Source organism: Pantoea sp. RCC30.1, from assembly GCF_058148845.1.
In genome coordinates this window covers 41,559-66,782 of record NZ_JBXUHX010000023.1, presented here as the reverse complement: position 1 = coordinate 66,782, position 25,224 = coordinate 41,559, and the positions used below count along the sequence as shown (strand labels likewise).

Below are 25,224 nucleotides of genomic sequence, written 5' to 3'. Positions count from 1 at the left end.
GCGGGGGCCGGATTTGAACCGACGACCTTCGGGTTATGAGCCCGACGAGCTACCAGGCTGCTCCACCCCGCGTCCGTGGAAGCGCACTATACTCTCCGCGCTAATTCATGCAACCCCTTTTTGAAGATAAACGCCAAATTAACAGCCAGTTGCTGAAGGATTCGACCATCTGGTTAATTATTGAACTGATATGCGTCAGGTCAAAGCGGATGCATTTCATTCTGTCGGGGGCTTTGCTATCGTCGCCGGGCGAACAGTTATAAAAAGAGAAGATAATGAAATCACATTGGGTGAAGTATGCACTCACTGGCGCGTTAATTACGCTGCTGGCGGCCTGTAGCTCTAAACCGACCGATCGCGGTCAGCAATATAAAGATGGAAAACTGGAACAGCCGCTGGCGCTGGTGAATCAGCCTAATGCCAAAGGCGCGCCGGTTAATGGCAAAGATTTTGGCGATCAGGTGCGTCAGATTCAATCCGCCTCATCTGCTCTATATAGTCGTCAGAACAGCACCTACAGCGCGATTGAAAGCTGGCTGATGGCGGGAGCCGATACCCGACAGCTTCGTCAGTATGGCCTCAACGCCTGGCAGATGGAGGGCACGGATAACTACGGTAACGTGCAGTTCACGGGTTACTACACGCCGGTAGTCGAAGCGCGTTACACCCGTCAGGGTGAGTTCCAGTATCCGATCTACCGCATGCCGCCGCGTAAACGCGGTGAAAAATTACCGAGCCGCGCCTCTATCTATAGTGGTGGACTCGATGACCGCTACGTCATTGCCTACAGCAACTCGCTGATTGATAATTTCATGATGGATGTGCAGGGCAGTGGTTATGTCGACTTTGGCGATGGCCGCCCGATGACCTTCTTTGGTTACGCCGGTAAAAATGGCTGGGGTTATCACAGTATTGGTAAAGAGCTGATCGATCGCGGCGAAGTGAAACGCGAAGATATGTCGATGCAGGCAATTCGCCAGTGGGCGCAGGAGCACTCACCGCAGGAGGTGCGTGCGCTGCTGGAAACCAACCCGTCATTCGTCTTCTTTAAAGCTGAGCCGTTTACGCCGGTACGAGGTGCCAGCGCCGTTCCGCTGGTGGCGAAAGCTTCCGTTGCCTCTGACCGCTCAATAATTCCGGCGGGCACCGTACTGCTGGCGGAAGTGCCGCAGTTAAATGAGAAGGGCAAATTCAACGGCAAATATGAGATGCGCCTGATGGTGGCGCTCGACGTGGGTGGCGCGATTAAAGGGCAGCATTTTGATATTTATCAGGGTATCGGCCCGGACGCCGCACATCTGGCGGGCTTCTATAATCACTATGGCCGCGTCTGGGTGATCAAAGCCGCACCGGGGGCCGGACAGCCGCTGTTCTCCAGTGCGCAAAACGGTAATAATGGTTCACTGCTTCTCGGCGCTAACTAATTTCTTCTCTGCGGGCCCTCGGGCCCGCACGACGTAACAGGTTCAATTATGAAAGTGTTAAACGACGCCTGGCATCAGCGCTTTGGTGGCACAGCGCGTCTCTATGGCCAGGATGCGTTGCAACGTTTTGCTGACGCACACTTCTGCGTCATCGGTATTGGCGGCGTCGGCTCCTGGGCGGCGGAAGCATTAGCGCGCACCGGGATTGGTAAAATCACCCTGATTGATATGGATGATGTCTGTATCACCAACACCAACCGACAGCTTCATGCGCTGCAGGGCAATGTCGGTAAAGCCAAAACGGATGTGATGGCAGATCGGCTACGTGCGATCAATCCTGACTGCGAAGTGATCTGCATTGATGACTTTATTACGCCCGAGAACACCGCCGAACTGATGTCTGCCGGTTTTGACTATGTGATCGACGCTATCGACAGCGTGCGGCCTAAAGCAGCGCTGCTCGCCTGGTGTCGCCGGAATAAGATCCCGTTGATCACCACGGGTGGGGCGGGCGGGCAGATTGATCCGACCCAGATTCAGGTGGCCGACCTGGCGAAAACCATCCAGGATCCGCTGGCGGCGAAGCTGCGCGAACGGCTGAAAAGTCTGGGTGTGGTGAAAAACAGCAAAGGCAAACTCGGCATCGACTGCGTTTTTTCCACCGAAGCGCTGGTCTATCCACAGGCAGATGGCAGTGTCTGTGCTTCACGCAGCACGGCAGAGGGGCCGAAGAGAATGGATTGCACATCCGGCTTTGGCGCGGCCACCATGGTGACCGCCACCTTCGGCTTTGTTGCCGTCTCGCATGCGCTGAAGAAGTTTCTGGCACGAGCGGCCCGTCAGGACGCCGTTAGCGCCTGACGCGCGGCGTGCTCTACTGCGGCGGCCAGCGCCTGAAGGCCGCTGCTGCGGGAGGCACTGAGCTGGGCGCGCAGGCCGAGTTCATCAAACAGGGTTAAGGGATCGGTGGCCAGCAGCTGTTGTGGCGTCTGGCCCTCAACGGCGGTCAGCAGCACGGCAAGCAGGCCGCGCACAATCCGTCCTTCACTATCACCATAGAAATGCAGCGTGCCATCCTCACCCGACTGGCTGCCCAGCCAGACCCGATTTTCACACCCGCTGAGTTCAATCTCCGCTGTTTTCAATTCCTCCGGCAAGGCAGGCAACTGGCGGCTCAGCTGGATCAGCTGACGATAACGATCTTCCCACTGATGAAAGCGGCCAAAGCTCTCCTTCAGGCTGGCAACGGTAATCTGTTCGCCAAACGGGTGCGGCGCTAACAGCGATGAATACATAATCAAAACTCCGATAACAGCGAGATGGCGCTCTTCATGGCGCGCACCAGCGCATCAACATCCTGCAGATTATTATAGGGTGCAAAAGAGGCTCGCAGCGTGCCGCTGACGGCCAATGCCGTCAGCAACGGCTGCGCGCAGTGCTGGCCAGCGCGCAGGGCGATTCCCTGCTCTGCCAGCAGCGTCACCAGATCGCTGTGATGCAGGTCAGCAAATTCAAAAGCCAGCAGGCTGGCGTTGCCACAGCGGAAGCTGCGAAAGCCGGGCAGTTCTGCCAGCTGCTCTTCCGCCAGCGAGGCAAGCTGCTGACTCCAGCGCTCTGCAGCGGGCAGATCGTACTGCGCCAGCCAGCTCAGTGCTGCACTCAGGCCCACCACGCCCGCCACATTCGGGGTGCCGGCCTCAAAGCGCCACGGTACCGGTTGCGGCGTGAAACCACTGAAATCGACATCCGTGATCATTTTACCGCCGCCCTGCCAGGGATCCATCGCCTCCAGCAGTTCCGCTTTACCATATAACGCGCCAATGCCCATCGGGCCGTAAATCTTATGGCCGGAAAAGGCGTAAAAGTCGATATCCAGCGCCTGTACGTCAGGCGGGCAGTGCACCACGCCCTGCGCGCCATCGACCATCACTTTCGCGCCCACGGCGTGCGCCAGCGGAATCGCCTGAGCGAGATCGGGACACCCGCCGGTGACATTCGACATCTGACCGACAGCCAGCAGGCGGGTGCGGCTGTTGAGCAGGGCAGGTAACAGGCTGATATCCGGCAGACGGTCCGGCCCCAACGGCCATTTTACGACGCGGGCACCGCATGCCTGGGCGGCCATCAGCCAGGGCACCAGGTTAGCGTGGTGTTCAGCCTCGCTGACCACAATCTCATCGCCGGGTTGCAGGCGCGGGCGCAGCCAGCTGTTCGCCACCAGGTTTATCGCTTCAGTGGTGCCGCGCGTCCAGACAATCTCATGATCGTCAGCGGCGTTGAGCCAGCGGGCAACCTGATTGCGCGCCTGTTCATAGCGATGAGTTAAAGCCTGGGCGGCGGCAAACTGGCTGCGATGTACCGTACCCGCGCTCAGGCTGTAAAACTGCTGCGTGCTGTCAATGACAGCCTGCGGCTTCAGCGTGGTTGCGGCGCTGTCGAGATAAACGCCGGCGTCGGCGAGCGCGGGAAACTGCTGGCGAAATGCGGTGGGATTAAATGCGGTCATGCCTGGTCCATGATAAGAAAAATTAGGACCAAACTGAAAGAATGGTCTGCGTCTGGCAAAGCTGGAAAAGCGCGTTATGCTGAATATTGCAAGGTTTGAACCAAACCCGCATAACCAGGGGTCGTTTACTAGTCGAACTCACTTATCGGCTGCCTCGGGTTAGCGTAACGCGGGTGGTTTGATGCAATCAATCTACAAGGAGATAGCAGATGAAAAAACTTACCGCAGTACTGGCCATGTGTACGCTGGCTTTCACCCTGACTGCCTGTTCAAGCAATTACGTGATGCATACCAATGATGGACGCACCATTGTCGCTGCCGGCAAGCCTAAAGTCGATAATGATACCGGCATGATCAGCTATAAAGATGCGAATGGCAATGAGCAGCAAATCAACCGCTCTGATGTCAAAGAAATGGTCGAGTCTGGCAAGTAATAAGCAAAAAAAAAGCACCGCAATCAGCGGTGCTATTTAAAAATCACTATGGACAGACAGGGTAAATCTACAGGAATTAAGAGTTCGATCCGCAATCGTCGGATCAAAAATTGCAAACACAACATCACGACCACAAGCCAAAAGCTTTCAGAAAATCTGCGAACTCACTCACAATTCTAAAAACTTTTCGTTCCGGCTCAGGAAGTGCGGCAACTATAGGTATTTGCTGGAGGTTCCTCAACGGACAAATTATAATGCCTCGGATTAAAAATTCTAATACGTAAACGCTTTGTATAAGTCTGCGTATTTTTTGCCGATCCGGATACGGAAAATCATGTCGAAACGCCTTCCTCCTCTCAACGCACTGCGGGTTTTTGATGCAGCTGCGCGCCATTTAAGCTTTACCAAGGCCGCTGAAGAGCTGTTTGTCACCCAGGCTGCTGTAAGCCATCAGATAAAATCTCTGGAGGATTTTCTGGGGTTAAAGCTGTTTCGCCGGAGGAATCGTTCGCTGTTACTGACCGAAGAAGGACAAAGCTACTATCTCGACATCAAAGAGATTTTTTCAGCGATCAACGAAGCGACCCGCAAACTGCAGGCGCGCAGTGCCAAGGGGGCGCTGACGGTCAGTTTACTGCCCAGCTTTGCCATTCAGTGGCTGGTTCCTCGTCTCTCCAGCTTTAATATGGCTTATCCGGGAATCGACGTGCGCATCCAGGCTGTTGACCGCGACGAAGAGAAACTGGCAGATGATGTTGATGTGGCGATTTTCTACGGACGGGGCAACTGGCCCGGACTGCGGGTTGAAAAACTCTATGCCGAATATCTGCTGCCGGTCTGTTCGCCATCATTGATGACCGGAGAGAATCCGCTGAAAACGCCGATGGATCTCTCGCGTTTTACCCTGCTGCATGATGCTTCCCGCCGGGAGTGGCAATCGTATATCCGCCAACTGGGCCTGCAACATATCAATGTGCAGCAGGGGCCGATCTTCAGCCACAGCGCCATGGTTTTGCAGGCGGCGATTCATGGTCAGGGCGTGGCGCTGGCGAATAACGTCATGGCGCAGAGTGAAATAGAAGCCGGACGATTAATCTGCCCGTTTAATGACGTATTAGTCAGTAAAAACGCTTTTTATCTGGTTTGTCATGACAGTCAGGCAGAACTGGGTAAAATAGCCGCCTTCCGACAGTGGATCCTGGAAAAAGCGGCAACCGAACAAGAAAAATTCCGCTTCCGCTATCAACAGTAACCTATTGATTTATTTGCATTCAGATGCAAAAGCACCCTGAGGATCGGTTAATGTCCAGTCGTGCCATGTTTGTTTTTGCGGCTATCAGCGGATTTCTGCTGGTGGCTTTTGGCGCATTTGGTGCCCACGTTTTGAGTCAGTCGCTTGGTGCTGCTGAAATGGCCTGGATTCATACCGGGCTGGAATATCAGGCTTATCACACCTTAGCGGTGATGGGGCTGGGTGCCGCGATGTTGCGCCGCGCCAATATCTGGTTTTACTGGAGCAGTGCGCTGATGGCGCTCGGCACCGTGTTATTTAGTGGCAGCCTCTATTGTCTGGCGCTGTCACATCTGAAGTTTTGGGTTTTTATCACACCAGTGGGCGGGATCTGTTTCCTCGCTGGTTGGGTATTGATGTTGATTGGCGCGCTGCGTCTTAAACGAAAGGCAGAACGCCATGAATAAAGTTTTACTCTATTGTCGTCCCGGTTTTGAAAAAGAGTGTGCGGCAGAAATCAGTGCTAAAGCGGCGGAACGTGAAATCTTCGGCTTTCCACGGGTTAAAGATGACTCCGGCTACGTGCTGTTCGAGTGCTATCAGTTTGAAGATGCTGAGCGTCTGGCGCGTGAACTGCCGTTTGACGAGCTGATTTTTGCCCGGCAGATGCTGGTCGTCGGCGAAATGCTGCGTGACCTGCCGCAGGAAGATCGCATTACCCCGATCGTCGGCATGCTGACCGGCGTGGTGGAGAAGGGCGGCGAACTGCGTGTTGAAGTACCTGACACCAACGAAGCCAAAGAGCTGACCAAATTCTGCCGCAAGTTCACTGTGCCGCTGCGTTCAGCGCTGCGTGCAGGCAAGATTCTGCTGAATTATGAAAATCCGAAACGCCCGGTCGTGCATGTGTTTTTCATCGCACCTGGCACCTGCTATGTCGGCTATTCGATCAGGGAAAACAGCTCGCCGTTTTACATGGGTATTCCACGGCTTAAGTTTCCTTCCGATGCGCCAAGCCGTTCCACGCTTAAGCTGGAAGAGGCGTTCCACGTCTTTATCCCTGCGGATGAGTGGGATGAGCGTTTAGCCAGCGGCATGTACGCCGTGGATCTCGGTGCCTGTCCGGGCGGCTGGACCTATCAGCTGGTCCAGCGCAGCATGATGGTTTATGCAGTGGACAACGGACCGATGGCCCCGAGCCTGATGGATACCGGCCAGGTGATGCACGAGAAAGCCGATGGATTTAAATTCCGTCCGCCACGTACCAACATCAGCTGGCTGGTGTGTGACATGGTGGAGAAGCCGGTTCGTGTGGCTAACCTGATGACCGACTGGCTGGTTAACGGCTGGTGTCGTGAAGCGATCTTCAACCTCAAATTGCCGATGAAAAAGCGTTATGAAGAGGTCACGCAGAATCTGGCAATGATGCAGGAGCGCTTTGATGAGAATGGCATTAACGTGCAGATTCGCGCCCGCCAGCTCTATCATGACCGCGAAGAGGTGACGGTTCATGTGCGCCGTATGTGGGCAGCAACGGGTGGCCGTCGCGACGAACGTTAATCGCCGGACTGAGTGCAACTGCACTCAGCCGGTATAACGCAGCGTGTTCAGATTTCCCTGCAACACCAGATCCCGCTTCAGCGTGGCTACCTGACGGCTGATCTCAGCCATCTGTTGGCCTTCAGCGAGCTTTTCCTGCCATTTAGCTGGCACCTTATCCAGTTGCTGATAGATCCCTTCGAGCGTGTGAAACTCTGTCAGCAGCTGTTTCGCACTTTTCGGACCGATGCCGGTGATGCCCGGAATTTTACTGCTGCTGATGCCGCACAATCCCCAGTAGTCGGGTAACAGCTGTGGCGCCACGCCAAACTCAGCTTCGATAAAGGGCAGATCGAGCCAGCGTTTCTGAAAGTAGTCACGGATACGGATCTCGGGTGCCAGTAGCTGACAGTAACCTTTGTCAGTGGAAACAATGGTGGCCTGATGTCCAGCCTGAGCCATTTTCACCGCCAGCGTCGCCGCTAAATCATCCGCCTCATCCTCGCCCGCTATCCAGCAGCTTACGCCTGCGGCGCGAAAAGCCTCCTGTAACGCCGGCATCTCTGCCTGTAAATCGTCTGGCATCGGCGGGCGACCGCTTTTATAGTCGGGAAGCAGCTGATGACGCCAGCCCTGATGACGCGCTTCGCCATCAAATACCGCCACAGCGTGGGTCGGATGGGCGTGACCCAGTACCTGTCGCAGCGCAGCCACACAGCCTTCGACACAGGGTGAGCCTTGTACCGCATGCAGACGACGAATCAGATTCAACGCGTCAACAATAACAAGATGAAGAGCCATGAGAGTATGGGCAGCCCGGGGGCTGCCTCCTGGTTTATTTGATAATTTCGTAGCAGGGGATGTAGGCGGTGCCTGGCAGTTTCATGCGTTGCTGGGCAACGAATCCCTGTAGCAGCTCATCCATGCGGTGCATGATGTCGGGGTCGCCATGCAGTTTGTAGCGTCCCTTCTCACGGATTTCTCGGATGCCCATCTCTTTGACGTTACCGGCTACGATGCCTGAGAAGGCGCGGCGCAGGTCAGCAGCCAGCTTTTCGGGTGGCTGATTGGTGTAAAGATTGAGATTCGCCATATTTTCATGGGTTGGCAGGAACGGCACCTGCAGATCGGGTTCAATGCGAATAGACCAGTTAAAGCTGTAAGCATCGCCGGTTTCGCGACGATTTTCTTTTACCTGCGGCATCGCTTTCTTCATCAGACGCGCCACTTCGGCTGCATCGTTGATGATGATCTGATAATGCTTACGCGCCTGTTCACCCAGCGTGTTAACAATGAAATCATCAAGCACGCGGAAGTAGTCGGCGCTCTCTTCCGGCCCGGTCAGGATCAGCGGTAATACCTGATCGCTGTTCTGCGGATTCATCAGGATGCCCAGCAGATAGAGCAACTCTTCTGCGGTCCCTACGCCGCCCGGGAAAATGATGATGCCATGGGCGATGCGCACAAAAGCTTCCAGACGTTTTTCGATGTCCGGCATGATGATCAATTCATTCACCAGCGGATTCGGCGGTTCAGCCGCAATAATGGAAGGTTCGGTCAGGCCGATAAAACGGCTGTCACGATAGCGCTGCTGAGCATGGCCTACTGCGGCCCCTTTCATTGGCGCTTCCATCACGCCAGGTCCGCAGCCGGTACAGATGTTCAGCTCACGCAGTCCAAGCTGAGTACCGACATTGCGGCAATACTGGTACTCAACGGCGTTGATCGAGTGACCGCCCCAGCACACTACGGTGTTGGGATACTCGCCGATGTGCAGTGCCCGCGCGTTACGCAGAATGGAAAACACGGTGTTGGTGATCGTGGCGGAGTCATTTTCTTCAGCCGCAGTGAACCGACCCGGCATGTTGAGCTGACCGCTGACAAACAGGATGTCACGCAGCACCGCAAACAGGTTAGCCTGCAGTGAACGGATGATGCGGCCATCCACAAACGCCTCTTCCGGTGGATTGATCAGCTCCAGTTTGACGCCGCGCTCACGGCGCAACACATTGATGTCGAAATTTTCAAAGCGGGAGAGCAGCTCCTGGCTGCTGTCAGTCTGGCTGCCGGAGTTAAGCACGGCAAGAGAACAGTTGCGAAACAGCTGGTAGAGGTCGCTGCTGGCTGTGCGCTTGAGCATATCGACTTCCAGCTGTGAAAGCAGATCCATTGAGCCAAGAGGGCTGATATGGGTAATCAAATGAACTCCTTTACACCCGCCTGGGTGCGTGTTGGCACTGCAACGGCAGTGACGAAAATCCCTGGTCGGCAACCCACAGGTAGCCGCCATCACCAGAGTAGCCTTGTCGGCCCGCACAGCTCAAGCGGAACTACGCTTCCTGCACGCAGCCTGCGAGAAGTCTCGCAAACTACTGACGAACCAGCCGTGAAAAACCGGGTGAGAAGGGCACGTTGGTGCGCCACGGGTTGATATCCAGCCCGCCACGACGGGTATAGCGCGCATAAACCGTCAGCGCTTCCGGATGGCAAAAACGCATCACATCATTAAAGATGCGCTCGACGCACTGTTCGTGAAATTCATTGTGCTGGCGGAATGAGACCAGATAGCGCAGCAGCGCTTCACGGTCGATACGCGGGCCTTTGTAGCGGATCATTACCGAGCCCCAGTCAGGCTGATTGGTAATCAGGCAGTTTGACTTGAGCAGGTGGCTGACCAGCGTCTCCTGTACGATTTCGCTGCCTGTAGCATCCGCCAGATAATCAGCATTGAAGCGGTAATCCTCGATGGCGATATCCTGCTCATCAATGCAGCTCCCCTCAAAATGACCGATGGGCTGACCTTCTATCTCATTGAGACGGAACAGCGCGACCCGGGCTTCACCTTCTGCACAAGCACTCAGATCCCGCTCCAGCGTCTGACGAACCTCGCCCCAGTCAGCAAAGCGGGTCTGGTTGAAGCTGTTCAGGTAAAGCTTGAAGCTTTTCGACTCGATAAGATTGCGGCTCTGCGCGTCCAGCACCACTTCGCCGACGGCAACCTGAGGCAAACCTTTGCTGTTGAGCCACGAGAGTTCATACAGGGTCCAGATATCGCTGCCGGTAAAGGGCAGGCTGTCGGGAAACAGACCAAGCGGTTCACGGTTCAGACTGCGTGGCACCGACTGCAGTAAGCTGTTGTCATACTGATCGTGATAGGCTGTGGGTTTGCCCAGCGTCAGGTTGCTGAGTGCCTGATCCTGTTCGTGAGTAGTCATTGCAGTTACCACCAAAATTTATCAAAGTGGCTAAGTGTAACCCATCAGAAGTGAGAATATGAATGATGCAGCAAACTGCCGCCGCGTTGCGCGACTTTACCTCCCGATACTGCCAGCACTGGCTTCAGCAGGCAGGGCATGGGCCGGCCAGCAGCGATCTCTTTGGCGTCGCGTCTCCCTGTGCCCTGGAGGATCGCGATCAGCGGGTCGTCTGGCAGCCGCAGCCGTTTAGTCTGCCCCCGACGCTGGATGCGATTGAGCGGGCAATCGACATCCAGCTCCAGCCGTCGATCACGGATTTCTATACCACACAGTTTGCCGGGGATATGCAGGCCCGTTTTGGTGAGAATCAGCTGACTCTGTTGCAGGTGTGGAGTGAAGAGGATTTCCTGCGGTTACAGGAGAATCTGATTGGGCATCTGGTAATGCAGCGCCGCCTGAAACAGTCGCCTACGCTGTTTATCGCCACCACCGAGTCAGAACAAGAGATTATCTCGCTTTCTAATCTCAATGGCGAAGTGATTCTGGAGCAGCCCGGTGGTAAACAGCGTGTGATATTAGTGGAAACACTTGAGATATTTCTTAAGTCATTACAACCGGTTATCATCTGAGTTGCAGTGATTGACTGCCGGCCTTGTGAGACATCTCTTACATCTGCTGTGAGAGATCGCCATATAACAGGTGAGACATCCGGAAGGCTGGGATGTAAAAATATTGTGAATCATCAACTTAATGGCGTTTATCTGAATTTACGCAGCACATTTCGTAAAGTTCTGCTGTGAGTACCTTGTGCGCATAACGAGTTCTGTCAAAATGTTTCGCACTGCAGGACGCTCAGGAAACAGATATCGTCAGGATGATGATAAGCCATGAGGCAGGAACGTAACGGAGCTTACGGCACACGGAAGGTTTCAGGACGAAACAGGATCGCTCAGGATTGAGTAAGGGACACCTCCAGGGTGGAGAATGAGAACCCCTCAGAAGAGGTGGTGGGCCAGGACGCTAAGGATACATCAGGACGATGCGCGACAGGAGTTCGCACTGGACAAGTTGTCATGGAAGAGCAGGGAGCATAAACGTAGCAGGATGGCTGCAAACGAACCGGGAGCACTGTTTATACAGTGCTCCCTTTTTTTGTGCCTGTGCCAACAAGTGATATGCTTGCCGCCCATTTTTGACTGCTCGCTGGAGGTGGCGCATGACGCCTGAACAATTGATTACGCAACGGCTGGAGCAACTGGAAGCGGTGATGCGTGAGCACCATCTCTGGCAGAGTACCCCGCCGGCCGAGGGGGCGCTCGAGAGCCGTGAACCCTTTTGCCTGGATACGCTGGAGCCGCTGCAGTGGCTCCAGTGGGTGTTAGTCCCGCGGATGCATGCCCTGATTGCGGCCCGACATCCGTTACCGCAAAACTTTGCCGTTGCCCCCTATTATGAGGTGGTGCTGGTGCCTGACCAGCCGGGTATTGCGCCGCTGTTGCTGACCCTGCGTCAGCTGGATACGTTGATCAAGGATGCTGCCCACTGATGCTGGAGATACTCTATCAGGATGAGTGGCTGGTTGCCGTCAACAAACCCAGCGGCTGGCTGGTTCATCGCAGCTGGCTGGATCGCCATGAAACGGTGTTTGTGATGCAGACCGTTCGTGATCAGATCGGACAGCATGTTTTTACCGCGCATCGGCTGGACAAGCCTACTTCAGGCGTGCTGCTGATGGGGCTTTCAAGTGAAGTCGGACGTCTGCTTTCCCTGCAGTTTGAACAGCACCAGATGCAGAAAACCTACCACGCCGTGGTACGCGGCTGGCTGGAGAGCAGCGGGACGCTCGACTATCCGCTGGTTGAAGAGCTGGATAAAATTGCTGACAAGCACGCCACTGAAGCTCGCACTGCACAGCCTGCGGTTACCGATTATCAGTCACTGGCCACCGTTGAGATGCCGGTCGGCATTGGTCGTTATCCCACGTCGCGTTACAGCCTGGTTGAAATGGCCCCTAAAACCGGTCGCAAGCATCAGCTGCGTCGCCATATGTCACACCTGCGTCATCCGATTATTGGTGATTCCGCGCACGGTGACCTGCGTCAGAACCGGGGAGCCGCCGAACATTTCGGCGCTAACCGATTGATGCTGCACGCCAGCAGCCTGGCATTGACCCATCCGGTGACCGGTGAACCTTTGCTGATTCGCGCCGGACTGGATGGCGTCTGGCAGAACCTGATGAATCAGTTTGGCTGGCAGGATCAGATTCCTGAGGTGCCGCGGGTTGAGTTTGACGCAGCGCCAGGACAGGATAACGTTTCAGAATAAGGGAGAAAGCAGATGGCAAAGATTGGCATTTTTGTGGGTACGGTATACGGCAATGCACTGCTGGTGGCGGAAGAAGCGGAGCCGTTACTGCAACAGCAGGGACACAGCGTCACCGTATTTGATGATCCGACGCTGGCTGACTGGCAGAATTATGCCAGCGATGTGGCGTTAATCGTCACGTCAACCACAGGGCAGGGCGATTTCCCCGACACGATTTCAGGTCTGTTCCATGCGATTAAAGATAAGCTGGGTCATCAGCCCGCGCTGCGCTACGGCGTGATTGCATTGGGTGACAGCAGTTATGACCATTTCTGTGGCGCGGGTAAAACCTTTGATGCGCTGCTGCAGGAGCAGGGCGCGCAGCGGGTCGGTGAGGTATTACTGGTTGATGCCACTGAAAATCCTGAGCCGGAAGCGGTGACTTCTCCGTGGGTTGAAGCCTGGGGCGCGCAGCTCTGATAGCGACGCCAGGCTTATCTCTGCCTTAGCAGCATCAGGATAAGCCTGGCGTGCATGTCCCGCGATATCAGGTGACAGGTGCCGGGTTAAACACCGCCAGCTGATTACGGATACCCCAGCGATCGGACCAGGTCTGCTTCCTGCCGCTGGCAATGTCCAGAATCAACTCAAACAGTCGCCATCCCACCTGCTCAATACTCTCTTCACCCGTCGCAATCGTTCCGGCATTGATGTCCATCAGATCGTGCCAGCGCTCTGCCAGCGCATTGCGCGTCGCCATCTTGATCACTGGAATTGCGGCCAGACCGTAAGGTGTGCCGCGCCCGGTAGTGAACACCTGCAGAGTAATACCCGACGCCAGCTGCTGCGTACCGCAGACAAAATCGCTGGCGGGCGTCGCCGCATAAATCAATCCACGCAGCGTAGGCCGCTGACCGGGCGAGAGCACTTCGACAATGGCGCTGCGGCCCGATTTGGCGATCGACCCAAGTGCTTTTTCCACCACATTTGCCAGCCCGCCTTTTTTATTGCCCGGCGACGGATTAGCGCTGCGATCGGTCTGGCCCTGGTCGAGGTAATTGTCATACCAGGCCATCTCCTCCAGTAAGCGCTTACCAACTTCCTGATTAATCACCCGTGGTGTCAGCAGGTGAATGGCATCACGCACTTCTGTCACTTCCGAGAACATCACGGTAGCGCCGCAGCGCACCAGCAGATCAGAGGCGAAGCCCACTGCCGGATTCGCCGTCACGCCCGAGAACGCATCGCTGCCACCACACTGCATGCCGACAATCAGTTCTGCCGCGGAGCAGGTTTCACGCTGGCGCTGATTGAGCCGCTGGAGATGACGTTCCGCCACCTGCAGAATCTCATTCACCATTGCACCGAAACCCACCAGCTTTTCATCCTGCAAACGCACGATGTCATGATCGTCCAGCGAAATCGCCTGTACGTCAGGTGTGCCGGTCAGCAAACGTTCCGGCTGCAACTTTTCACAACCCAGACTGACGATCATCACTTCGCCGCCAAAATTGGCATTCAGCGCCAGGTTATGAATAGTGCGAATTGGCACGACTGCAGCCGGTGCGTTGATCGCCACGCCGCAGCCATAAAGATGGTTAAGGGCGACCACGCCATCGACATTCGGATAGCGCGGCAGTAGATCCCGTTCAATGATCTGCACGACATGATCCACCACACCCGCTACGCAGTGGACGCTGGTGGTGATGCCGAGGAGATTACGCGTACCCACGCTGCCATCCGCATTGCGGTAACCCTCAAAGGTGTAACCGTCCAACGGCGGCAAATCAGGCGGAACCTGCGTGGCTAACGGCAGACTCTCCAGCGGAGGGGCCTCCGGCAGCGCGACAAGAGACTCATCAATCCAGCTACCCTGGGCAATATCCCGTAATGCATAGCCTATGACTTCGCCATAACGCACGATCTCTGCACCCTGATTAATCGCGCTCAGCGCCACTTTGTGGCCCTGCGGCACATGCTCTGTGAGTGTCAGGCCATCCGCAAACTGCGTGCCGGCTGGCAGACCCAGATTGTTGACCACAATCGCCACGTTGTCGTGCTCATGGACTTTGATATAGAGCGGTTGTTCATCTGTTTTGGGGTTCATCGCTCACCTTCCTGTCTGTCGTACCGTACTTGTGCGGCACGCTGTAATGTTCTGACCTGTCACACGCTTGTTTGCCAGCTTCAGTATAGGGAGGCGGGTCAAGGGGCGCATTGTGCAAATGACCACCATTAAGTTAATTCAACCGGCTGTTTTGAGTCGATTATCCAAAAGCAAGTGAAGAGCCTCACAAACAGCGGGTAGAAGCGTTATTCAGGGCAGATTTCGACCGGGTATTTGCCACTTTCGTGAGCCACACCGCAGGGTTTTGTGCATCCGCCATACATTCACTTCTATAAATCGGTTATTCCAGGGCGATGCGCCAATGTGCTCACCAAAGGCTGTTCTTATACTGAGTTCCGTTAGCCAAAGTCAGGTTATCTGTCACGACGTATTACTCATCCGCAGAGGTTGAAGAGGCGCATCACTGCCGCTTCTGACTGCAGCCGGATGAATAAATAAAGGTTTGCCAAAACAACAAGATCGCCGTGTTTAACCCAACTTCTCTCTGATACCCAACGCGATGTGTATGCAGTCAGAGCGAATGTAGCTCACGCTATATTTCAGGAGTGCATCATGAATAGTTTCAGCCAGACAGCGGAAACGGTGCAGAAACGCACCAATGCCCGTTACTGGATTGTGGTGATGTTATTTATCGTCACCTCATTCAACTACGGCGACCGTGCAACCATTTCGATTGCCGGTTCGGCGATGTCCAAAGATATCGGCCTTGATTCGGTCGGACTGGGCTATATCTTCTCTGCCTTCTCATGGGCGTACGTTATTGGTCAGATTCCGGGCGGCTGGCTGCTCGATCGCTTCGGCTCAAAACGCGTCTACTTCTGGAGTATCTTTACCTGGTCGCTGTTTACCTTCCTGCAAGGGTTCGTCGATCTATTCAGCGGCTTCGGCATCATCATGTCACTGTTTATTCTGCGTTTCCTGGTCGGTCTGGCCGAAGCACCTTCCTTCCCGGGCAACAGCCGCATTGTGGCTGCCTGGTTCCCGGCGCAGGAGCGCGGCACGGCGGTAGCGATCTTCAACTCGGCGCAATACTTCGCCACCGTCATCTTCGCACCCATTATGGGCTGGCTGGTCTCTTCTGTGGGCTGGGCGCACGTATTCTGGTTCATGGGCGGCCTGGGCATCATCCTCAGTTTCATCTGGCTGAAAGTCATCCACGATCCTACCGATCACCCTGGCGTGAACAAGGCTGAACTGGAGTACATGGAGCAGGGTGGCGCGCTGATCAACATGGATGTGAAAAAGGATAGCCGCAAAGTGAGCTGGAGCGAGAAGTGGTTCCAGATCAAACAGCTACTGACGTCACGCATGATGCTGGGCATCTACCTCGGTCAATATTGTGTTAACGCCTTAACCTACTTCTTTATTACCTGGTTCCCGGTCTATCTGGTGCAGGCGCGCGGCATGTCGATTCTCAAAGCGGGCTTTATTGCTTCGATTCCGGCAGTGTGCGGCTTCCTCGGCGGCGTACTGGGCGGGGTGATTTCTGACTGGCTGATGCGTAAAACCGGCTCGCTCAATATCGCACGTAAAACGCCTATCGTACTCGGCATGCTGCTCTCCATTTCGATGGTGATGTGTAACTACACGGATACCGAATGGGTGGTGGTGTTCTTTATGGCACTGGCGTTCTTTGGTAAAGGCATCGGTGCGCTGGGCTGGGCGGTAATGGCGGATACCGCGCCGAAAGAGATCAGTGGTCTGAGCGGCGGCTTATTCAACATGTTCGGTAACTTCTCTGGCATCGTGACCCCTATCGCCATCGGCTACATCATTGCCACCAGCGGATCCTTTGAAGGCGCGCTGGTCTATGTCGGCATTCATGCCTTTGTCGCGGCATTTAGTTTCCTGGTCATTGCTGGCGATATCAAACGTGTCGAACTGAAAACCTGGCCCGGTAAGGACGCATTATGAATACACAAAGTTCGCCCGTGATTACTGAGATGCAGGTTATTCCGGTCGCCGGTTATGACAGCATGCTGCTCAATATTGGCGGTGCGCACAACGCCTGCTTTACCCGCAACATTGTGGTTCTCACCGACAGCGCCGGTCACACCGGCGTCGGTGAAGCCCCCGGCGGCGACACCATCTATCAGACGCTGGTAGAGGCGATCCCGCAGGTGAAAGGCCAGCAGATTGCCCGAATGAACCGTCTGGTGCAGCAGGTGCACAAGGGGAATCAGTCGGCTGACTTCACTACCTTTGGTAACGGCGCCTGGACCTTTGAACTGCGGGTCAATGCGGTGGCTGCGCTTGAAGCGGCACTGCTCGATCTTCTGGGACAGTGCCTGGGCGTACCGGTGGCTGAACTGTTGGGGCCGGGCAAACAGCGCGATGAAGTCACGGTGCTGGGCTATCTGTTCTATCTCGGCGACCGTCGCAAAACCGACCTCCCTTATCTGAGTGGTGATCAAGCCAGCCATGACTGGTATCACCTGCGTCATCAGGAAGCGCTGACTAGCGATGCCGTGGTGCGGCTGGCTGAGGCGGCACAGGATAAGTACGGCTTTAAAGATTTCAAGCTCAAAGGTGGCGTGCTCCCCGGCGAGCAGGAGATCGCCACGGCGACAGCCCTGAAGCAGCGCTTTCCCGACGCCCGCATCACGGTCGATCCCAATGGGGCCTGGCTGCTGGATGAGGCGATAACGCTGTGTAAAGGGATGAAGGATGTGCTGAGCTACGCTGAAGATCCATGCGGCGCAGAGCAGGGCTATTCCGGGCGTGAGGTGATGGCCGAGTTCCGGCGCGCAACTGGCTTGCCCGTCGCCACAAATATGATCGCCACCAACTGGCGCGAGATGAATCATGCAGTAATGGTCAATGCGGTCGATATTCCGCTGGCGGATCCTCACTTCTGGACGCTGAGCGGGGCCGTGCGGGTTGCACAGCTGTGCGATGAGTGGGGACTCACCTGGGGCTGCCACTCCAATAACCACTTTGATATTTCACTGGCGATGTTCACCCATGTTGGTGCAGCGGCGCCAGGCAATCCTACCGCGATTGATACCCACTGGATCTGGCAGGAGGGCGATCAGCGCCTGACCAAAAATCCGCTGCAAATCCGCAACGGGAAAATTGCCGTACCGGATGCGCCTGGCCTGGGCATTGAGCTCGACTGGGAGCAGGTAAACAAAGCCCATCAGCTTTATCAGTCACTGCCCGCCGGTGCGCGTAACGACGCCACAGCGATGCAGTATCTGGTCCCCGGCTGGACTTTTGATCGCAAGCGTCCGGCATTTGGCCGGGCAACAGCATAAGGAGCAGGAGATGAGTTCAACACCGAAAGTGACCGCCATGCAGGTTATCCCGGTCGCAGGCTACGACAGCATGCTGCTGAACCTCAGCGGCGCTCATTCGCCATTCTTTACCCGCAATATTGTGATTATCAAAGATAACGCCGGACACACCGGCGTCGGCGAAATTCCGGGCGGCGAGAAAATCCGCCAGACGCTGGAAGATGCCGCCTCACTGGTGATCGGTAAAACGCTGGGTGAGTACAAAAATACCCTCAGCCTGGTGCGCACCACCTTTGCGGACCGCGATGCGAACGGGCGCGGTAGCCAGACGTTTGATCTGCGCACCACGATCCATGTGGTGACCGGCATTGAAGCGGCGCTGCTTGATCTGTTGGGCCAGCACCTGGGGGTTAACGTCGCCTCGCTGCTGGGCGACGGGCAGCAGCGCGACCGCGTTGAGATGCTCGGCTACCTGTTCTACATCGGTGACCGCAATAAAACGTCGCTCCCTTATCACAACCAGCAGAACGATCCATGCGACTGGTATCGCCTGCGTCATGAAGAAGCGCTTACCCCTGATGCCGTGGTGCGTCTGGCGGAAGCGGCCTATGAGAAATATGGCTTCAACGATTTCAAACTCAAAGGTGGCGTGCTGCGCGGCGGTGAAGAGGCTGAAGCGGTTACTGCGCTGGCAAAACGTTTTCCTGAAGCCCGTATCACGCTCGATCCTAACGGGGCCTGGTCGCTCAATGAGGCGATCATGCTCGGCAAACAGCTCAAAGATGTGCTGGCCTACGCAGAAGATCCTTGTGGAGCAGAGCAGGGCTACTCAGGCCGCGAAGTGATGGCCGAGTTCCGACGCGCCACCGGCATGCCTACCGCTACCAATATGATCGCCACCGACTGGCGGCAGATGGGGCATACCCTGTCGCTGCAGTCGGTGGACATTCCGCTGGCTGACCCACACTTCTGGACCATGCAGGGTTCAGTGCGCGTGGCGCAGATGTGTCACGACTTTGGCCTGACCTGGGGCTCGCACTCCAATAACCACTTCGACATTTCGCTGGCGATGTTCACTCACGTTGCCGCTGCCGCACCGGGCGCGATTACCGCCATTGATACCCACTGGATCTGGCAGGAGGGCAATCAGCGCCTGACTAAAGAGCCGTTCCAGATCAAGGGTGGCATGGTGCAGGTGCCGCAGAAACCGGGTCTCGGCGTAGAGCTGGATATGGATCAGGTGATGCAGGCCAATGTGCTCTATCAGAAGCAGGGACTGGGCGCGCGTGACGATGCCGAAGCGATGCAGTTTTTAGTGCCGGGATGGACGTTCGACAATAAGCGCCCGTGCCTGGTTCGTTAACCTTTTCGGCTCCCCGTGCGGAGCCATCGTTACAGGAGTTCAACCATGAGTAATGCAGCCTGGCCGAATGGATTTCGTCGTCGCCTGTTAGCGGGCGACACTCTGATTGGCAGCTGGTGCGCGCTGGCCAGTCCAGTCTCTACTGAAATCCTGGGGCTGGCCGGTTTTGACTGGCTGGTCCTGGATGGAGAGCACGCGCCCAACGATATCACGACGTTTGTGCCGCAGCTGATGGCGCTGAAAGGCAGCCACAGTGCGCCTGTGGTGCGTCCGCCCTGCAACGAGCCGGTGATCATCAAGCGTCTGCTGGATATCGGGTTTAACAATTTCCTGGTGCCGTTTGTCGAGACCGAAGAGGAAGCCCTGCGGGCGGTCGCCTCAACCCGCTATCCGCCAGCAGGGATCCGCGGCGTTTCTGTGTCGCACCGCAGCAACATGTACGGCACCCTGCCGGATTACAACAGCACTATCAATGACAACATCACGGTGCTGGTGCAGATCGAAACCCAGCAGGCGGTCGACAATATTGACGCCATCGCAGCGGTGGACGGCGTGGATGGTATTTTTGTCGGACCGGGAGATCTTTCCGCTGCGCTGGGCTATCTCGGCCAGCCTGCGCATCCTGAAGTGCTGAAAGTGATTAAACACATTTTTGAACGTGCCAAAGCTGCCGGTAAGCCGAGCGGCATTCTGGCGCCGGTGGAAGCGGACGCGCGTCGCTATCTGGAGTGGGGCGCCACCTTTGTGGCCGTCGGCAGCGATGTCGGGATGTTCCGCAACGCCTCGCAGGCGTTATGCGACAAATTTAAGCGCTAATCAATTAAGGGGAAACGCAATGAAAATTGGATTCATCGGCCTGGGCATCATGGGCAAACCCATGAGTAAAAATCTGGTGAAAGCCGGTTATTCGCTGGTGGTACGCGACAATAACACCGAAAACGAAGCGGAACTGGCTAAACTGGGCGCGACCGTGGCGAAAACGCCAAAAGAGGTGGCTGAGCAGTGCGATGTGGTGATTACCATGGTGCCGAACTCGCCGCAGGTCATCGACGTCTGCCTGGGGAAAAACGGCATCATCGAAGGGGCGAAGCCAGGCCTGGTGGTCATCGACATGAGTTCGATTGCACCGCTGGCGAGCCGTGAAGTACATGATGCGCTGGCAGAAAAGCAGATAAAAATGCTCGATGCGCCGGTCAGTGGTGGCGAGCCAAAAGCGATTGAAGGAACGCTCTCCGTGATGGTCGGCGGTGATAAAGCCGTGTTCGATTCCTGTTACGACATTATGAAATCGATGGCGGGATCGGTGGTGCATACCGGCGACATCGGCGCAGGCAACGTGACCAAACTGGCTAACCAGGTGATTGTTGCACTGAACATTGCGGCGATGTCTGAAGCGTTATCGCTGGCAACCAAAGCGGGTGTGAATCCGGATCTGGTTTATCAGGCCATTCGTGGCGGCCTGGCTGGCAGCACGGTACTGGATGCCAAAGCGCCGATGGTGATGGATCGCAACTTCAAGCCGGGCTTCCGAATTGACCTGCATATCAAAGATCTGGCGAATGCGCTGGATACCTCGCACAGCATCGGCGCGCATCTGCCGCTGACGGCGGCGGTGATGGAGATGATGCAGGCGCTGCGCAATGACGGACAGGGTAACGCCGACCACAGCGCGCTGGCCTGCTATTATGAGAAGTTAGCGAAGGTTGAGATCGCCCGCTAAAACCCGGTGCCGGTCTCCCGAAACCGGACGGGTTCAGAGCCGTTTTAATAAATTAACTGCGCTCGGATTGCCTATGAAAATCGTAATCGCACCGGATTCATATAAAGAGAGTTTATCCGCCCTGGATGTGGCATCGGCGATTGAAGCGGGTTTCCGTGACATCTTCCCCGATGCGCATTACGTGAAAATACCGGTCGCCGACGGCGGCGAAGGCACGGTAGAAGCGATGGTAGCGGCGACGAAGGGAAAAATCGTCAGGCTGAAGGTGACCGGGCCGCTGGGCACGCAGGTCGACGCCTTTTATGGCCTGTCCGGCGATGAGTCCACTGCCTATATCGAAATGGCAGCGGCCAGTGGACTGGAGAGGGTGCCTGCTTCACAACGTGATCCGCTGATCACGACCTCATTCGGCACCGGCGAGTTGATCAGACATGCGCTGGATAAGGGCGTCGGCCACATCATCATTGGTATCGGCGGCAGCGCCACCAATGATGGCGGTGCCGGGATGATGCAGGCGCTGGGTGCCCGGCTGCTGGACGCCCGGGGCAACGAGATTGGTCACGGTGGCGGCGCGCTTCCAGACCTCGCCAGCATTGATATTGACGCGCTTGATGCCCGCATTCATCAGTGCCGTATTGAAGTGGCCTGTGACGTCACCAATCCGCTGACCGGCAAAGAGGGCGCATCGGCCATTTTCGGTCCGCAGAAAGGGGCGACGCCGGCGCTGGTGCAGCAGCTTGATCAGGCGCTGACCCATTACGCCGCGATAATTCACCGCGATCTCGATATCGATGTGCTGCATATTCCAGGCGGCGGTGCTGCGGGCGGTATGGGTGCGGCGCTGCACGCCTTCTGTCAGGCGGAACTGCGGCGCGGTATTGAGATTGTCACGGAGGCGCTGGGGCTGGCTGATGAGGTGAAAGATGCTGACCTGGTGATTACCGGTGAAGGGCGCATCGACAGCCAGAGTATCAACGGCAAGGTGCCGATTGGTGTTGCCAGCGTGGCAAAACGTTTTAACAAGCCGGTGATCGGCATTGCCGGAAGCCTGACGGCGGATGTCGGCGTGGTGCATCAGCATGGAATCGATGCGGTATTCAGCGTGCTCTACAGCATTTGTTCTCTGGATGAGGCGCTCGCCAGTGCCGGAAAGAATGTTGAGATGACGGCGCGTAATGTGGCCGCTACCTTAAAACTTGCCGGGTTTCACTGACCTTTAGCCTTACCCTGCTTCGTAATGCGCCCAGTTTTAATCGTGGCGGGAATGCTCAGGCTCACCGCTATTGCCGCACTTTTTTACCGCGCTGGGCTACGGTCAGTGAGCACTGACGCGCGGCCCGGTGAGCTTCTGCGATAGTGACAGATGCGCAGAAGCCTTACACCATCCCTAATAGCTGCCGGGCTTCTCTGGCAACGTTCTCCATCTCATCCTGCAGCTCCAGCAATTCTGGCTCCAGCGCGGCAATATCGCTGGCTTCCAGCAGCCCTCGCTCCAGCTGATGACAGAGTTGCTTCATGCGCGGCACGCCGCTGTAGCTGGCACTGCCGTGCAGCTTGTGAATAATCTCACGCAGGGCATTGACCTCATTGGCCGCCATAAACTGCGCCATCTTCGCATGTACTTCTGGTAAAAACTCCAGCAGCATCCGCAACAGATCGCGCGCCAGTTCGGGTTTGTTCGCTGCCTGACGCAGCGCCAGTTGCCAGTCCAGCGTCGGTAATATCGGCAGCAGTTCCGGTACGGAGGCCACCGGCGGCGGCGTGTAGCGCGCCAGCAGCTGTCTTAACTTGCTCTCATCAATCGGCTTGGCAAGGTAGTCATTCATGCCTGCCTTGATTAACTGCTCACGCTCGCCATCAATCGCATGGGCGGTCACCGCCACAATCGGCGTGCTGGCGTGATGCGGCATGCTGCGGATAATTTCGCTGGCGCGAATGCCATCAATCTCAGGCATCTGAATATCCATCAGAATCACATCCAGTGACTGCTGGCGCGCCTCGCGAATGGCGTGTTCGGCACTGCTGCACAGCAGGATGTTCTGCACCTGCTCCTCCAGCAGCGCGCCAATCAGCTTGAGGTTGGCGGGATTATCATCCACTGCCATCACCGTCAGTGGCAGACGCGGTGAAAGCGGCAGCTCACTGATCTGACGAGTATGCAGATCCAGTAACATCGGCAGGAGTCGCGTCAGGGAGATCGGTTTAGCGATACAGCCGTCAATGCCGCGCACCTTCAGCTCATCAGCCAGCAACATCATCGGGCTGGGGAGCGCCATCAGCACGTTGTCAGCCCGATCCAGCAGCCCATTAATCAGGCGCTCATTGAGCAGTTCGGGCTGGCTGATATCGACCGGCATCGCCATCAGCAGCAGTGGATAGTGAGACTCTTTTAATCCCTCCAGCGTTTCGCTGTAATCGATCTGCAGCGGAGTGGCGCTCAGCATCTCCAGCGCCGGGCTGGCAACGTTAGCATCCGCTTCCACATAGGCAATACGCGCATTTGAGAGTGCCTCCAGCACGCGCGGCATGCCTGGCGCATTGGGATTGAGATCCAGTTGCACGCGAATCACAAAGACAGAGCCCTGATCCGGCTGGCTGCTGAAGGTGATTTCACCGCCCATCTCCCGCACCAGTTTCTGGGTGATGACCAGCCCCAGCCCGGTTCCGCCATGACGGCGTGTAATGCTGGCGTCAGCCTGACGAAACGCCTGGAACAGTTGTGTCTGTTGTTGCTCAGAAATGCCGATGCCGGTGTCTTCAACCTGAATCTCCAGCTCAACGCGCGACTGCGTAATCACCCGCTGTGCGACGCGCAGGCCGATGTATCCTTTCTCAGTAAACTTGATGGCGTTACCGATCAGATTAATCAGAATCTGTTGCAGGCGCAGCGCATCGCCAATCACGTTGTCCGGCACGCTGCTGTCACACACCACCGTCAGTTCCAGCCCTTTGTCATGCGCCGACGGAGCCAGCAGCACCAGGGTTTCATCCAGCGTAGCGCGCAGCGGGAAGGGGATCGCCTCCAGCATCAGCTTTCCCGCTTCCAGCTTCGAGAAATCGAGCACGTCATTGATAATGCTGAGCAGGTTGTTAGCGGAACGTTCGATGGTCTGCATATAGTCACGCTGGGTGGTGCGCAGCTGGGTTTTCAGCATCTGCCGGGTAAAGCCCAGCACCCCATTCAGCGGTGTCCGTAGCTCATGGGACATGTTGGCCAGAAACTCAGATTTGATGCGCGCCGCTTCCTGGGCGCGTTTCTTCGCCAGATCGAGTTCAACGTTCTGAATCTCCAGCTGTTCCAGCGTCTCCCGCAGGTCATAGGTCGCCTGGTCGATATTGTGCTGCATCTCTTCGTGATAGGCGGTCAGCGACATCGCCATCGCATTAATCCCGTTTTTCAGAATGCTGAGTTCACCCAGCATGTAGCCCTCAACGCGACTGTCGAGCTGGCCGCGACGGATGCGGTCAACGGTGGTGACCATATTGCGGATCGGGCCGGTCACATCGCGCATCAGACGATAGGCAAAGAGCATGGCGAGACAGAGGCAGAAGAGCAGCATCAGCGTGGCAACAAACACCTCTTTATATTGCTGTAGCCGCACCGACTGCAGATCCAGCTCTATCGCCACATAGCCCAGCGGATTGCCCGATGGCTTGGCATCTTCATCCGGTAATTCATCCACATCGTAACGCTCGCTGGTAATCGGCGTGCGCAGAATCAGTATGCTGCCGTGACGCTCCATTGAGACATCGTCGGGCAGGCCGCGGATATCATCCTGTTGCAGCAGACTGAGGTTTTGCTTGTGATTGGAGGTGACATAAAGCTGGTTGTGATTATCAAACACCGAGATCGCCCGGACGATACCGGAGTGACGGCGGTGCAGCAGGCTGACCAGTTCACGCATGGCGTCACGGTTGTGCCAGGTCATGCTGTATTCGCTGGAGATCGCTAGCGGTTCGATGATGTTGGCTCCGGCATCGATCACCTGGCGCTGCAGTTCATTGTAGCGGTGCACCACAAAAAATGAGCTGAGCAACAGGCCAACCATCAGCGTAGGTGCCAGAATTAAAATCATCATTCGCGCCCGCAGGCTGTATTTGGTCATAATAGTCGCCTGGCTACTCCGGCATTAACGTCCCTG

Annotated in this window: 23 protein-coding genes; 16 read left to right on the top strand and 7 right to left on the bottom strand. The window is 56.1% G+C overall.

Going from position 1 to position 25,224, the window contains the following annotated elements:
• Window positions 1-275: 275 nt before the first annotated feature.
• Both mltA and tcdA read left to right on the top strand, forming a co-directional pair.
• Complete coding sequence (gene mltA / locus AC2LB6_RS18215) at window positions 276-1,424, top strand: murein transglycosylase A (protein ID WP_490094556.1); 1,149 nt, start codon at window positions 276-278, stop codon at window positions 1,422-1,424.
• A gap of 48 nt (window positions 1,425-1,472) precedes the next feature.
• A complete protein-coding gene (gene tcdA, locus AC2LB6_RS18210; protein WP_490094555.1) occupies window positions 1,473-2,285 on the top strand; it encodes a tRNA cyclic N6-threonylcarbamoyladenosine(37) synthase TcdA in 813 nt (270 codons plus the stop codon).
• Here the strand turns inward: tcdA and csdE are convergent.
• Entirely contained in the window at window positions 2,264-2,719 is a 456-nt protein-coding gene (gene csdE, locus AC2LB6_RS18205) for a cysteine desulfurase sulfur acceptor subunit CsdE (RefSeq protein WP_490094554.1), read from the bottom strand. The genes tcdA and csdE overlap by 22 nt on opposite strands.
• 2 nt (window positions 2,720-2,721) lie before the next feature.
• Complete coding sequence (gene csdA, locus AC2LB6_RS18200; RefSeq protein ID WP_490094553.1) at window positions 2,722-3,930, bottom strand: cysteine desulfurase CsdA; 1,209 nt, start codon at window positions 3,928-3,930, stop codon at window positions 2,722-2,724.
• A gap of 209 nt (window positions 3,931-4,139) precedes the next feature.
• Here csdA and AC2LB6_RS18195 point away from each other — a divergent pair, with 209 nt between their 5' ends.
• The 4 genes from AC2LB6_RS18195 to rlmM all read left to right on the top strand — a co-directional run bounded on the left by AC2LB6_RS18195 (window position 4,140) and on the right by rlmM (window position 7,155).
• Window positions 4,140-4,364 (top strand): YgdI/YgdR family lipoprotein, encoded by a 225-nt coding sequence (locus AC2LB6_RS18195; RefSeq protein ID WP_090965769.1) that lies wholly within the window; start codon window positions 4,140-4,142, stop codon window positions 4,362-4,364.
• Window positions 4,365-4,698: 334 nt separating this feature from the next.
• Window positions 4,699-5,616 (top strand): transcriptional regulator GcvA, encoded by a 918-nt coding sequence (locus AC2LB6_RS18190; protein ID WP_136198173.1) that lies wholly within the window; start codon window positions 4,699-4,701, stop codon window positions 5,614-5,616.
• A 50-nt stretch (window positions 5,617-5,666) separates the two neighbouring features.
• Entirely contained in the window at window positions 5,667-6,062 is a 396-nt protein-coding gene (locus tag AC2LB6_RS18185) for a DUF423 domain-containing protein (protein WP_013358901.1), read from the top strand.
• Entirely contained in the window at window positions 6,055-7,155 is a 1,101-nt protein-coding gene (rlmM, locus tag AC2LB6_RS18180; protein ID WP_490094552.1) for a 23S rRNA (cytidine(2498)-2'-O)-methyltransferase RlmM, read from the top strand. The genes AC2LB6_RS18185 and rlmM overlap by 8 nt, the downstream gene beginning before the upstream one ends.
• Before the next feature lie 24 nt (window positions 7,156-7,179).
• Here the strand turns inward: rlmM and xni are convergent, their stop codons facing one another.
• The 3 genes from xni to queF all read right to left on the bottom strand — a co-directional run bounded on the left by xni (window position 7,180) and on the right by queF (window position 10,349).
• Window positions 7,180-7,935, bottom strand: a complete 756-nt coding sequence (gene xni, locus AC2LB6_RS18175) for a flap endonuclease Xni (protein ID WP_419140232.1) — start codon at window positions 7,933-7,935, stop codon at window positions 7,180-7,182.
• A 34-nt stretch (window positions 7,936-7,969) separates the two neighbouring features.
• Window positions 7,970-9,334, bottom strand: a complete 1,365-nt coding sequence (gene ppnN / locus AC2LB6_RS18170; RefSeq protein WP_010672144.1) for a nucleotide 5'-monophosphate nucleosidase PpnN — start codon at window positions 9,332-9,334, stop codon at window positions 7,970-7,972.
• A 169-nt stretch (window positions 9,335-9,503) separates the two neighbouring features.
• Entirely contained in the window at window positions 9,504-10,349 is an 846-nt protein-coding gene (gene queF, locus AC2LB6_RS18165; protein WP_490094551.1) for an NADPH-dependent 7-cyano-7-deazaguanine reductase QueF, read from the bottom strand.
• Between the two features lie 62 nt (window positions 10,350-10,411).
• On the opposite strand from queF, the gene syd reads away from it, so the two are divergent.
• From syd to AC2LB6_RS18145, 4 genes are all read left to right on the top strand, one after another.
• Window positions 10,412-10,960, top strand: a complete 549-nt coding sequence (gene syd, locus AC2LB6_RS18160; protein ID WP_490094550.1) for a SecY-interacting protein — start codon at window positions 10,412-10,414, stop codon at window positions 10,958-10,960.
• Window positions 10,961-11,547: 587 nt separating this feature from the next.
• The gene (locus tag AC2LB6_RS18155; protein WP_490094549.1) at window positions 11,548-11,877 is read left to right on the top strand and encodes a YqcC family protein; all 330 of its coding nucleotides are present in this window, start codon (window positions 11,548-11,550) and stop codon (window positions 11,875-11,877) included.
• On the top strand, window positions 11,877-12,656 hold the full coding sequence (gene truC / locus AC2LB6_RS18150; protein ID WP_490094548.1) for a tRNA pseudouridine(65) synthase TruC: 780 nt from the start codon (window positions 11,877-11,879) through the stop codon (window positions 12,654-12,656). Before AC2LB6_RS18155 ends, truC begins: the two co-directional genes overlap by 1 nt.
• A gap of 12 nt (window positions 12,657-12,668) precedes the next feature.
• Complete coding sequence (locus AC2LB6_RS18145) at window positions 12,669-13,115, top strand: flavodoxin (RefSeq protein ID WP_490094547.1); 447 nt, start codon at window positions 12,669-12,671, stop codon at window positions 13,113-13,115.
• A 67-nt stretch (window positions 13,116-13,182) separates the two neighbouring features.
• Here the strand turns inward: AC2LB6_RS18145 and garD are convergent, their stop codons facing one another.
• The gene (gene garD / locus AC2LB6_RS18140) at window positions 13,183-14,742 is read right to left on the bottom strand and encodes a galactarate dehydratase (protein WP_490094546.1); all 1,560 of its coding nucleotides are present in this window, start codon (window positions 14,740-14,742) and stop codon (window positions 13,183-13,185) included.
• Between the two features lie 573 nt (window positions 14,743-15,315).
• On the opposite strand from garD, the gene AC2LB6_RS18135 reads away from it, so the two are divergent.
• The 6 genes from AC2LB6_RS18135 to AC2LB6_RS18110 all read left to right on the top strand — a co-directional run bounded on the left by AC2LB6_RS18135 (window position 15,316) and on the right by AC2LB6_RS18110 (window position 22,295).
• Window positions 15,316-16,677, top strand: a complete 1,362-nt coding sequence (locus tag AC2LB6_RS18135; RefSeq protein ID WP_187508600.1) for an MFS transporter — start codon at window positions 15,316-15,318, stop codon at window positions 16,675-16,677.
• Window positions 16,674-18,020: an enolase C-terminal domain-like protein gene (locus AC2LB6_RS18130; RefSeq protein WP_490094545.1), complete on the top strand. Its 1,347-nt coding sequence runs from the start codon at window positions 16,674-16,676 to the stop codon at window positions 18,018-18,020. Before AC2LB6_RS18135 ends, AC2LB6_RS18130 begins: the two co-directional genes overlap by 4 nt.
• A gap of 10 nt (window positions 18,021-18,030) precedes the next feature.
• On the top strand, window positions 18,031-19,362 hold the full coding sequence (gene gudD, locus AC2LB6_RS18125; RefSeq protein WP_490094544.1) for a glucarate dehydratase: 1,332 nt from the start codon (window positions 18,031-18,033) through the stop codon (window positions 19,360-19,362).
• A 45-nt stretch (window positions 19,363-19,407) separates the two neighbouring features.
• Window positions 19,408-20,178 (top strand): 2-dehydro-3-deoxyglucarate aldolase, encoded by a 771-nt coding sequence (gene garL / locus AC2LB6_RS18120; RefSeq protein WP_490094543.1) that lies wholly within the window; start codon window positions 19,408-19,410, stop codon window positions 20,176-20,178.
• 19 nt (window positions 20,179-20,197) lie between these two features.
• Window positions 20,198-21,082 carry a 2-hydroxy-3-oxopropionate reductase gene (gene garR, locus AC2LB6_RS18115; protein ID WP_161732815.1) on the top strand — a complete coding sequence of 295 codons (885 nt, stop codon included), beginning with the start codon at window positions 20,198-20,200 and terminating at the stop codon, window positions 21,080-21,082.
• Between the two features lie 73 nt (window positions 21,083-21,155).
• On the top strand, window positions 21,156-22,295 hold the full coding sequence (locus tag AC2LB6_RS18110; protein WP_490094542.1) for a glycerate kinase: 1,140 nt from the start codon (window positions 21,156-21,158) through the stop codon (window positions 22,293-22,295).
• A gap of 163 nt (window positions 22,296-22,458) precedes the next feature.
• On the opposite strand, the gene barA is transcribed toward AC2LB6_RS18110, so the two are convergent.
• Window positions 22,459-25,188 (bottom strand): two-component sensor histidine kinase BarA, encoded by a 2,730-nt coding sequence (gene barA, locus AC2LB6_RS18105; protein WP_490094541.1) that lies wholly within the window; start codon window positions 25,186-25,188, stop codon window positions 22,459-22,461.
• Between the last annotated feature and the right edge of the window lie 36 nt (window positions 25,189-25,224).

Excerpts from the sequence above, each read along its gene's own strand:
- gudD (WP_490094544.1), top strand. The coding sequence starts at position 18,031 with ATGAGTTCAACACCGAAAGTGACCGCCATGCAGGTTATCCCGGTCGCA.
- tcdA (WP_490094555.1), top strand. The coding sequence starts at position 1,473 with ATGAAAGTGTTAAACGACGCCTGGCATCAGCGCTTTGGTGGCACAGCG.
- AC2LB6_RS18155 (WP_490094549.1), top strand. The coding sequence starts at position 11,548 with ATGACGCCTGAACAATTGATTACGCAACGGCTGGAGCAACTGGAAGCG.
- garL (WP_490094543.1), top strand. The coding sequence starts at position 19,408 with ATGAGTAATGCAGCCTGGCCGAATGGATTTCGTCGTCGCCTGTTAGCG.
- AC2LB6_RS18135 (WP_187508600.1), top strand. The coding sequence starts at position 15,316 with ATGAATAGTTTCAGCCAGACAGCGGAAACGGTGCAGAAACGCACCAAT.
- truC (WP_490094548.1), top strand. The coding sequence starts at position 11,877 with ATGCTGGAGATACTCTATCAGGATGAGTGGCTGGTTGCCGTCAACAAA.
- AC2LB6_RS18190 (WP_136198173.1), top strand. The coding sequence starts at position 4,699 with ATGTCGAAACGCCTTCCTCCTCTCAACGCACTGCGGGTTTTTGATGCA.
- csdA (WP_490094553.1), bottom strand. The coding sequence starts at position 3,930 with ATGACCGCATTTAATCCCACCGCATTTCGCCAGCAGTTTCCCGCGCTC.
- mltA (WP_490094556.1), top strand. The coding sequence starts at position 276 with ATGAAATCACATTGGGTGAAGTATGCACTCACTGGCGCGTTAATTACG.
- csdE (WP_490094554.1), bottom strand. The coding sequence starts at position 2,719 with ATGTATTCATCGCTGTTAGCGCCGCACCCGTTTGGCGAACAGATTACC.
- barA (WP_490094541.1), bottom strand. The coding sequence starts at position 25,188 with ATGACCAAATACAGCCTGCGGGCGCGAATGATGATTTTAATTCTGGCA.
- AC2LB6_RS18145 (WP_490094547.1), top strand. The coding sequence starts at position 12,669 with ATGGCAAAGATTGGCATTTTTGTGGGTACGGTATACGGCAATGCACTG.
- garD (WP_490094546.1), bottom strand. The coding sequence starts at position 14,742 with ATGAACCCCAAAACAGATGAACAACCGCTCTATATCAAAGTCCATGAG.
- rlmM (WP_490094552.1), top strand. The coding sequence starts at position 6,055 with ATGAATAAAGTTTTACTCTATTGTCGTCCCGGTTTTGAAAAAGAGTGT.
- AC2LB6_RS18130 (WP_490094545.1), top strand. The coding sequence starts at position 16,674 with ATGAATACACAAAGTTCGCCCGTGATTACTGAGATGCAGGTTATTCCG.
- syd (WP_490094550.1), top strand. The coding sequence starts at position 10,412 with ATGATGCAGCAAACTGCCGCCGCGTTGCGCGACTTTACCTCCCGATAC.
- AC2LB6_RS18110 (WP_490094542.1), top strand. The coding sequence starts at position 21,156 with ATGAAAATCGTAATCGCACCGGATTCATATAAAGAGAGTTTATCCGCC.
- AC2LB6_RS18195 (WP_090965769.1), top strand. The coding sequence starts at position 4,140 with ATGAAAAAACTTACCGCAGTACTGGCCATGTGTACGCTGGCTTTCACC.
- AC2LB6_RS18185 (WP_013358901.1), top strand. The coding sequence starts at position 5,667 with ATGTCCAGTCGTGCCATGTTTGTTTTTGCGGCTATCAGCGGATTTCTG.
- queF (WP_490094551.1), bottom strand. The coding sequence starts at position 10,349 with ATGACTACTCACGAACAGGATCAGGCACTCAGCAACCTGACGCTGGGC.
- garR (WP_161732815.1), top strand. The coding sequence starts at position 20,198 with ATGAAAATTGGATTCATCGGCCTGGGCATCATGGGCAAACCCATGAGT.
- xni (WP_419140232.1), bottom strand. The coding sequence starts at position 7,935 with ATGGCTCTTCATCTTGTTATTGTTGACGCGTTGAATCTGATTCGTCGT.